This window comes from Nocardia sp. NPDC004415 (assembly GCF_053602435.1).
The window spans coordinates 41,537-48,805 of sequence record NZ_JBSGDP010000044.1 but is presented as its reverse complement, the minus strand read 5'-3'; the positions used below and the strand labels follow the sequence as shown (position 1 = coordinate 48,805).

The following is a 7,269-nucleotide window of genomic DNA, read 5'->3' as shown; positions in this document are numbered from 1 at the left end:
TCGTTCCCCGGGGGGGGTGACCCCCCCCCGATATGGTGGGGCACACGATAAATTGCCCCCCCCGTAAACACACCCCCCCCCCCCCCCCCCCCGGGCCCCCCCCCCCGGGGGGGGCCCGGCCCCCCGTCGGGGGTTTGCCCGGGTCAGGCGTTGGCGACCTTCTCGCCGGGTGCGACGGTGGTGCCGACCTTGCTGAACTGCAGCACGCCGTCGTCGACAGGCGCCTTGTGCATCAGCGTGCGGTCCCGGTAGTAGTTGTTGACCAGCTTCCACGCGCCGCGCGCGCCCTGGCGGGGCATGGCGTCGTTGCCGCGCTGGATGTAGCCGGAGGTCAGCGCGCCGCCCATGAGCGACTCGTCGGCGATGTCCTCGGGGTCGGCGTGCACCTCGAAGGTGGTGTAGCCGCGGTCGCGCATGATGTTGAGCACCCGGCACAGGTACGCGGCGGCCAGGTCGGCCTTGAGCGTCCAGGAGGCGTTGGTGTAGCCGATGATCATCAGGAAGTTCGGGATGTCGGAGTACAGCACGCTCTTGTAGGCGACCGTCTCGTTGAACTTCACCGGCTGCTCGTCGATGCTCATGGTGATGCCGCCGAGCATCTGCACGTTCAGGCCGGTCGCGGTGACGATGATGTCGGCCTCGAGCTCCTGACCCGACTCGGTCCGGATGCCCTTCTCGGTGAAGGTGGCGATGCGGTCGGTGACGATGTCGGCCTTGCCGCTCTTGAGCACCTTGAACAGGTCACCGTTGGGCACCACGCACAGGCGCTGGTCCCACGGGTTGTAGGAGGGCGTGAAGTGGCGCAGGTCCACGTTCTTGCCGACCTGCAGGCGCACCTGGGCCAGCATGAGCTTCTTGGCCAGCTCCGGGTTGGTGCGCGAGAGCTGGAAGCTGGCGCGCTGCAGCGCGATATTGCGGGCGCGGCCGATCTTGTAGGCGATCGCGTCGGGCACGCGCGACTTCTTCAGGCCGATGGCGACCGGGTCGTCCGACGGCAGCGCCTGGATCCAGGTGGGCGAGCGCTGCAGCATGGTGACGTGGGCGGCCTTGTCGGCCATCGACGGGATCAGCGTGATGGCGGTGGCGCCGGAACCGATGACGACGACCTTCTTGCCGGTGTAGTCCAGGTCCTCGGGCCAGTGCTGCGGGTGCACGATCTGGCCCTGGAAGTCGTCCTGACCGGGGAAGGTGGGCTGGTAGCCCTCGTCGTAGTTGTAGTAGCCGCTGGCGCCGACGAGCACGTTGGCGGTCCAGGTCTCGGTCTCGCCGGTCTCCTCGATCACGGCGGTGACGGTCCACTGGGCCGCACTGCGGTCGAAGTCGGCGGTGACGACCTTGCGGCCGAAGCTGATGTGGTCGGTGACGCCGTATTCCTTGGCGGTGTCCTCGACGTACTGACGGATGCTGGCACCGTCGGCGAGCACCTTGGTGCCGATCCAGGGGCGGAAACCGAAGCCGAAGGTGAGCATGTCCGAGTCGGAGCGGATGCCGGGGTACTTGAACAGGTCCCAGGTGCCACCGATGTTCGCGCGGCGCTCGAGGATCGCGTAGCTGCGTCCGGTCTGCTCGCGGGTGAGGTGACAGGCCGTGCCGATTCCGGACAGGCCAGCGCCGATGATCAGTACGTCGACATGCCGCGTCATTGAGGAAACTCGTTTCGTAAGGGTCGTCGCCGCCCGGGCACCGTCGCCCGAGCCTGCTTCGAGGTTACGTGTTTCGCATAGTTACGTCTAGTTCCGTGGCCGGTTCGGGTCCGGACCGGCACTTCGGCGCAGCGTGAGCGCAATCGGTGACGGGACCGGCCGGGCCGGTCAGCATCGGTGGCATGACCGAACAGCAGCTGACGTTCCACTGGTTCCTGCCCACCTACGGCGACTCGCGCGGGCTGATGGCGGGCGGACACGGCAGCTTCATGTCCGGCGACCGGCCCGCGACCCTGCGCTATCTCAACCAGCTCACCGCCGCCGCCGAGGACAACGGCTTCGCCGGCGTGCTGACCCCCACCGGCGCCTGGTGTGAGGACGCCTGGCTGACCACCGCGATGCTGGTCCAGACCAGCGAGACGCTGAAGTTCCTGGTCGCGCTGCGTCCCGGCCTGGTCAGCCCGACGCTGGCCGCCCAGATGGCCGCGACCTTCCAGCGCCATTCCGGCGGGCGGCTGCTGCTCAATGTCGTCACCGGCGGTGAGCAGCGCGAACAGGAGGCCTACGGCGACTTCCTGGACAAGACCCAGCGGTATGCGCGCACCGGGGAGTTCCTGCACATCGTGCGCTCGCTGTGGGAGTCGACCGAGCCGTTCAGCTTCAGCGGCGAATACCTGCAGGTCCAGGACGCCGTGCTGGGCGCCCGTCCGGACCCGGTACCGCCGGTGTTCTTCGGTGGGTCCTCCGGCCCGGCCGGTCCGATCGCCGCCCGCTATGCCGACACGTACCTGACCTGGGGCGAGCCCGTCGACGCGGTGGCGAAGAAGCTGGACTGGATCCGCGGGCTGGCCGCGATCGAGGGCCGCACCGTCGACTTCGGGCTGCGCATCCACGTGATCAGCCGCGACACCGCCGCCGAGGCGTGGGCCGAGGCCGACAAGCTGCTGTCCGGGATCGCGCCCGGGGAGATCGAGCGGGTCCAGGCCAACCTGGCCAAGAGCGATTCGGAGGGGCAGCGCCGGATGGCGCGGCTGCACAACGGCCGCACCGACAGCCTGGAGATCTCGCCGAACCTGTGGGCGGGGGTCGGGCTGGTGCGCGGCGGCGCGGGGACGGCGCTGGTCGGCTCGCACGCCGAGGTCGCCGACCGGCTGCTCGAGTACGCCGCGATCGGCATCGACCATTTCGTGCTGTCGGGGTACCCGCACCTGGAGGAGGCGTACTGGTTCGGGGAGGGTGTGCTGCCGATCCTGGAGCGCAAGGGGGTGTGGCGGCATCCGTCACGGCCGGTCGCGCCGCCGTCGATCGCGCCGTTCACCGCCGCCGCCAGCAGTTGATCCGCCCGGAACAGGACGTGGTTCCCGAGGGGATGGCGTCCTGTTCCGGTGTGCGCCGGGCGAATCGGCAGACGGTGCCGGATTGCATTCGACGCAAACGGGCGGACCGTGGTTGCGCGCAACAGTTTTCGGCGCCCATCGAAATCGCTCTGACCTGGCACGATCCCGCTTCGCCTGCGAGGCTTGGCCGTAGTGGTTCTCCCCCATCGGTTTTCGGCAGCCAGTGCATCGGGGGTTCCACGTGAATCAGTGACGCGGGCGATCCGCGGTCCGATCGATGCCGAGTGGCCGCCCCGGGACCGGCACGGAAGCATCGCGGTGACGCTGGTTAGGCTCGGCCCGTGACCCTCACCGTCGGCTTCGATCTGGACATGACGCTCATCGACTCGCGTCCCGGGGTGGCCGTGGCGATCGACACCCTGGCCGCCGAGTTCGACCTGCCCATGATCGGCGCGCACTTCGCCGAGCACCTCGGCCCGCCGCTGGCGACCCTGCTCGGTGACGCAGGCGCCCCCGACGACCTGATCCCGCACCTGGTCACCCGCTACCGCGAGCTCTACCCCGGCGTGATCGACCGCATCCCCGCACTGCCCGGCGCGGCCGACGCGCTCGCCGCCGTGCGGGCGCGCGGGGGCCGGGCGCTCGTGGTGACCGGCAAGTTCGAGCCGCACGCGCGACTGCATGTCGAGCATCTCGGCTGGCAGGTCGACCATCTCGCCGGTGACCTGTGGTCCACCGGCAAGGCCGATGTCCTCACCGCCCAGTCCGCACAGGTCTTCGTCGGCGACCACGCGGGCGACATGCGGGGGGCCAAGGCCGCCGGGGTGCTGGCGGTCGGGGTCACGACCGGTCCGTACGACGCCGACGGGCTGCGCGCCGCGGGCGCCGACATCGTTCTCGACGACCTCACCGATTTCGCCGGGTGGCTCTCGGAGCACGCGGCATCGGCCGGCTGAGCCCGCCGCGCGCACAACGCTTTTCCGGGCCGGTCCGGAACCCCGCGCGGGCGTTGCCCGTTGACCGGTCATGCCGACGGACCCCTACTGGAACCACAACACCCACTACCATCCCTGGATCCTCGATCAGGTACCCGGCCACGCCCGCACGGCACTCGACATCGGCTGTGGTGACGGCCTTCTCGCGCGCAAGCTGGCGACCCGCTGTGACGCGGTCCTCGGCGTCGACCTCGACGGCCAGGCCATCGCCGCCGCCCCGCCCGCCGCGAACGTGCACTACGAGAAGGCCGACTTCCGCGATGTGGACGACACTTTCGATGTCGTCACCGCGGTGGCCACCCTGCACCACGTCCCCCTGGCCGAGGGCATGGCCGCCCTGCGCGCCCTGGTCGCCCCCGGCGGCGTCCTCGCCGTCGTCGGCCTCTGGAAGATGCACCCCCTCACTGATATCGCCTATCTCCCCCTGCTGCCCGCGGTCTGGATCACCGACCGCCGCCACCGCGCCGCGGCGGGCGGCCCCGAGGTCACCATGCGGGACCCCGAGGACACCCTGTCCGCCATCCGCGCGGCCGCCGCCACGCACCTCCCCGGCGCCCAGCTCCGCCGCCGCCTGCTGTGGCGCTACACGCTGGTCTGGCGCAGCCCGGGTCAGCCCGGATAGGCCGCCACCAGGCCGCCGTCGACGATGATGTCCTGCCCGGTCACATAGGACGCCTCGGCCGACCCGAGGAAGGCGACCAGGGCGGCGACCTCCTCGGCCGTGCCGAACCGGCCGGTCACCACCCGGCCCGCCGCCATGGCCGCGAAGTCCTCCGTCATCGCGCCCGCGGACATGGGGGTGTCGATGTAGCCGGGGCTGATCGAGTTCACCCGGATTCCGCGCGGCCCGAGTTCGGTGGCCAGGGTGCGGGCCAGGTTGTGCACGGCGGCCTTGGTGGCGGCGTAGAGGGTGAGCGCGCTGTCGGCGCGGTGCAGGGTCCACGAGGCGTTGAGCACCACCGATCCGCCCGCGACCAGCAGCGGCACCGTCTTCTGGACGGTGAAGAAGACGCCTTTGAAGTTCACCGCGACCGCGTGGTCGAAGAGTTCCTCGGTGATCTCGGGAAACGGCGCGAAGGTGCCGGCACCGGCGTTGGCGAAGACCAGATCGAGGCGACCGAAGCGGGCCGCGATGGTGTCGGTCAGCGTGTCGAGGGCGTCGAGATCAGCGGTGTCGGCGGCGATTCCGGTGGCCCGCGGGCCCAGTTCGGCGGCCGCGGCGCGCACCCTGTCCGCGGTGCGGCCGGTGACGATCACCTGGGCACCTTCGGCGATCAGTCTGCGCGCGGTGGCCAGGCCCATACCGCTGGTGCCGCCGGTGACGAGGGCGACGCGGTCGGTGTAGCGGTTCATGCGAGTCCTTCGGTGAGATGGTCGGCGAGGGTGTGCAGCCAGGCCGAGCGGTGGTTGCCGACGAGGTGGTCGCCGCCGGGAATGCGCAGGTAGCGGCCTCGCGGTGCGGCGTGTGCCAGGGCGGCGCCGTCGGTGACGCCGGGGATCACGTCGTCGTCGCCGTCGACCACCAGCAGTGGGCAGCGCACGCGCGGTGCCAGGTCGGTGAGGTCGACGGTGGCGGCGAATTCTGCGGCGGCGGCGCGTGATCCGGCGCGGCGGGTCATCAGGTCGCGGACCGGGTCGGGCAGGTGCGGCCAGTCCAGCCGGTAGGGTCCGCTCACGGTGGCGGCCACGACGATGCGTGGGTCGCGTTCCGCGGCCGCCGCGACATAGAAGCCGCCGAGGCTGAGACCGACGATGCCGACCCGGGTGACGCCCAGGGTGTCGATCGCCGCGGCGACGACGGCCGGATAGTCCCGGTCCAGCGTCGAAGTGGCGGCGTTGACGCCTTGGGCGGGACCGTCCATCGCGAGAACGCGCAGGCCGCGTGCCACGAGTGCGTCTGCCAGGAGATGGAATTCGTCCTTGCTCGAATCGAGGCCGGGCACCACGATCACCGTGCCGGCGGCGGCTGCGGGACCGCGCAGGATTCCCGTGAAGCCGGGGCCGGTGCACCGGCGAGTGGACGGGTCCAGCAGGGAGTAGCCCTGTTCGGCAGCCACGTCCGCGGCGGCCGCGGCGACCGCGTGATCGTCGTCGGGTACCAGTGTGGCCAGGTGCGACCAGCGGGCCGCCAGGAGCAGGTGGTGGCCCCGCGTGATCGCCGAGCCGGGGGTGTTCCGGTGGTGGTCGGCGGCCGCGACGCAGGTGGGCGCCCACTCGGCGGGGGTGGCGATATCGGCGCAGATCCGCCGGTAGTCGTGCGGATCGATGCCCGCCGCGGTGGCCCGGCTGAACAGGGCGTCGACCAGTTCGGCGCTCATCGGCCCGCGCTCGTGGTCAGGACGGCCTTGCCGCGTATCCGGCGCTCCCGCAGGTCCACGAGCACGCGCGCGGCCTCGGACCAGTCGGCGACTTCACCGATCTCGGGATGCAGTCGTCCCTCGGCGACCAGCCGCACGAGGGTGGCCAGATCGCGGCCGTAGGGTCCGCCCGCGTAGTGGAAGTGGCGGATCGTCGCGTTCTCCGGACCGGCGAAGAAGTCGAAGAAGTTCAGGGTCGCCGGGGTGCGGCTCGCCTGCCCGAACCAGACCAGGGTGCCGCCGGGTCGCAGCAGCGCCAGACTCGCGGCCGTCGCTGCACCACCGATCGACTCGAGCACGATGTCGAACGGGCCTGTCGCGGCCGCGATCTCGTGCACCACCCGGGTCGCGCCGAGCGCGGACAGGCGTTCGCCGCGTTCGGGTGTCGCGGTGAGGACGGTGACCTCGGCGCCCGCCGCGGCGGCCAGTTCGGTGACGTAATGACCCACACCGCCGGAGGCCCCGGTCAGCAGGAGGCGCGCGCCCGGCACCGGGCCCGCCGCGCGCAGCAACCGCAGGGCCGTGATCCCGGCCAGCGGCAGGGCGGCCGCCGTCACCACGTCGAGGGCGTCGGGCAGCACGGCGAGCGCGTCGGTCGGCACCGCCACGTAGTCGGCCCAGCCGCCCAGCGCCGGATGACCGACCACCCGGGTTCCCATCGACGGACCCGAGCCGTCGGCCGCGGCCTGCACGACCAGTCCCGCGACATCCTTGCCCGGCAACAGGTCCGGGCGCGGATTCTCCAGCAGGAACGTCTCACCCCGGTTCGGGGCGAAGGCCGCCACGCGCACCAGCGCCTCGTCGGGTCGCGGCACGGGTTCGGCCGCCTCGGTGAACGCGACCGGCCGCCGGGGGTCGCCTGTCGGAATCAAACGCTGCATGACCCCAGGCAACCGGCGCACCGTGTCCACCGGCCAACAACCGGGCGACGCACCCG

The 7,269-nt window shown here is 71.3% G+C and carries 7 protein-coding genes; 3 read left to right on the top strand and 4 right to left on the bottom strand.

All coding sequences use genetic code 11. The annotated features are described in order from the left end of the window. Positions 1-143: 143 nt before the first annotated feature. A complete protein-coding gene (locus ACWEMY_RS20355; RefSeq protein ID WP_452391275.1) occupies positions 144-1,643 on the bottom strand; it encodes a flavin-containing monooxygenase in 1,500 nt (499 codons plus the stop codon). A gap of 182 nt (positions 1,644-1,825) precedes the next feature. Here ACWEMY_RS20355 and ACWEMY_RS20350 point away from each other — a divergent pair, with 182 nt between their 5' ends. The 3 genes from ACWEMY_RS20350 (at position 1,826) to ACWEMY_RS20340 (ending at position 4,597) form a co-directional block, all read left to right on the top strand. Then, complete coding sequence (locus ACWEMY_RS20350; RefSeq protein WP_452391274.1) at positions 1,826-2,980, top strand: LLM class flavin-dependent oxidoreductase; 1,155 nt, start codon at positions 1,826-1,828, stop codon at positions 2,978-2,980. A 341-nt stretch (positions 2,981-3,321) separates the two neighbouring features. Further along, positions 3,322-3,936, top strand: coding sequence for an HAD family hydrolase (locus tag ACWEMY_RS20345; RefSeq protein ID WP_452391273.1), 615 nt, complete (start codon positions 3,322-3,324; stop codon positions 3,934-3,936). 70 nt (positions 3,937-4,006) lie between these two features. Continuing rightward, positions 4,007-4,597 (top strand): class I SAM-dependent methyltransferase, encoded by a 591-nt coding sequence (locus ACWEMY_RS20340; RefSeq protein WP_452391272.1) that lies wholly within the window; start codon positions 4,007-4,009, stop codon positions 4,595-4,597. On the opposite strand, the gene ACWEMY_RS20335 is transcribed toward ACWEMY_RS20340, so the two are convergent. The 3 genes from ACWEMY_RS20335 to ACWEMY_RS20325 are packed head-to-tail and all read right to left on the bottom strand — an operon-like array spanning position 4,585 to position 7,213. Then, positions 4,585-5,328 carry an SDR family NAD(P)-dependent oxidoreductase gene (locus ACWEMY_RS20335; RefSeq protein WP_452391271.1) on the bottom strand — a complete coding sequence of 248 codons (744 nt, stop codon included), beginning with the start codon at positions 5,326-5,328 and terminating at the stop codon, positions 4,585-4,587. The genes ACWEMY_RS20340 and ACWEMY_RS20335 overlap by 13 nt on opposite strands. Further along, entirely contained in the window at positions 5,325-6,293 is a 969-nt protein-coding gene (locus tag ACWEMY_RS20330; RefSeq protein WP_452391270.1) for an alpha/beta hydrolase family protein, read from the bottom strand. Before ACWEMY_RS20330 ends, ACWEMY_RS20335 begins: the two co-directional genes overlap by 4 nt. Then, a complete protein-coding gene (locus ACWEMY_RS20325) occupies positions 6,290-7,213 on the bottom strand; it encodes a zinc-binding dehydrogenase (RefSeq protein WP_452391269.1) in 924 nt (307 codons plus the stop codon). The genes ACWEMY_RS20330 and ACWEMY_RS20325 overlap by 4 nt, the downstream gene beginning before the upstream one ends. Positions 7,214-7,269: the final 56 nt, after the last annotated feature.

What these genes read in the sequence shown, in the direction of transcription:
- ACWEMY_RS20355 (WP_452391275.1), bottom strand. Translation starts at nt 1,643, where the DNA reads ATGACGCGGCATGTCGACGTACTGATCATCGGCGCTGGCCTGTCCGGA.
- ACWEMY_RS20350 (WP_452391274.1), top strand. Translation starts at nt 1,826, where the DNA reads ATGACCGAACAGCAGCTGACGTTCCACTGGTTCCTGCCCACCTACGGC.
- ACWEMY_RS20340 (WP_452391272.1), top strand. Translation starts at nt 4,007, where the DNA reads ATGCCGACGGACCCCTACTGGAACCACAACACCCACTACCATCCCTGG.
- ACWEMY_RS20335 (WP_452391271.1), bottom strand. Translation starts at nt 5,328, where the DNA reads ATGAACCGCTACACCGACCGCGTCGCCCTCGTCACCGGCGGCACCAGC.
- ACWEMY_RS20330 (WP_452391270.1), bottom strand. Translation starts at nt 6,293, where the DNA reads ATGAGCGCCGAACTGGTCGACGCCCTGTTCAGCCGGGCCACCGCGGCG.
- ACWEMY_RS20325 (WP_452391269.1), bottom strand. Translation starts at nt 7,213, where the DNA reads ATGCAGCGTTTGATTCCGACAGGCGACCCCCGGCGGCCGGTCGCGTTC.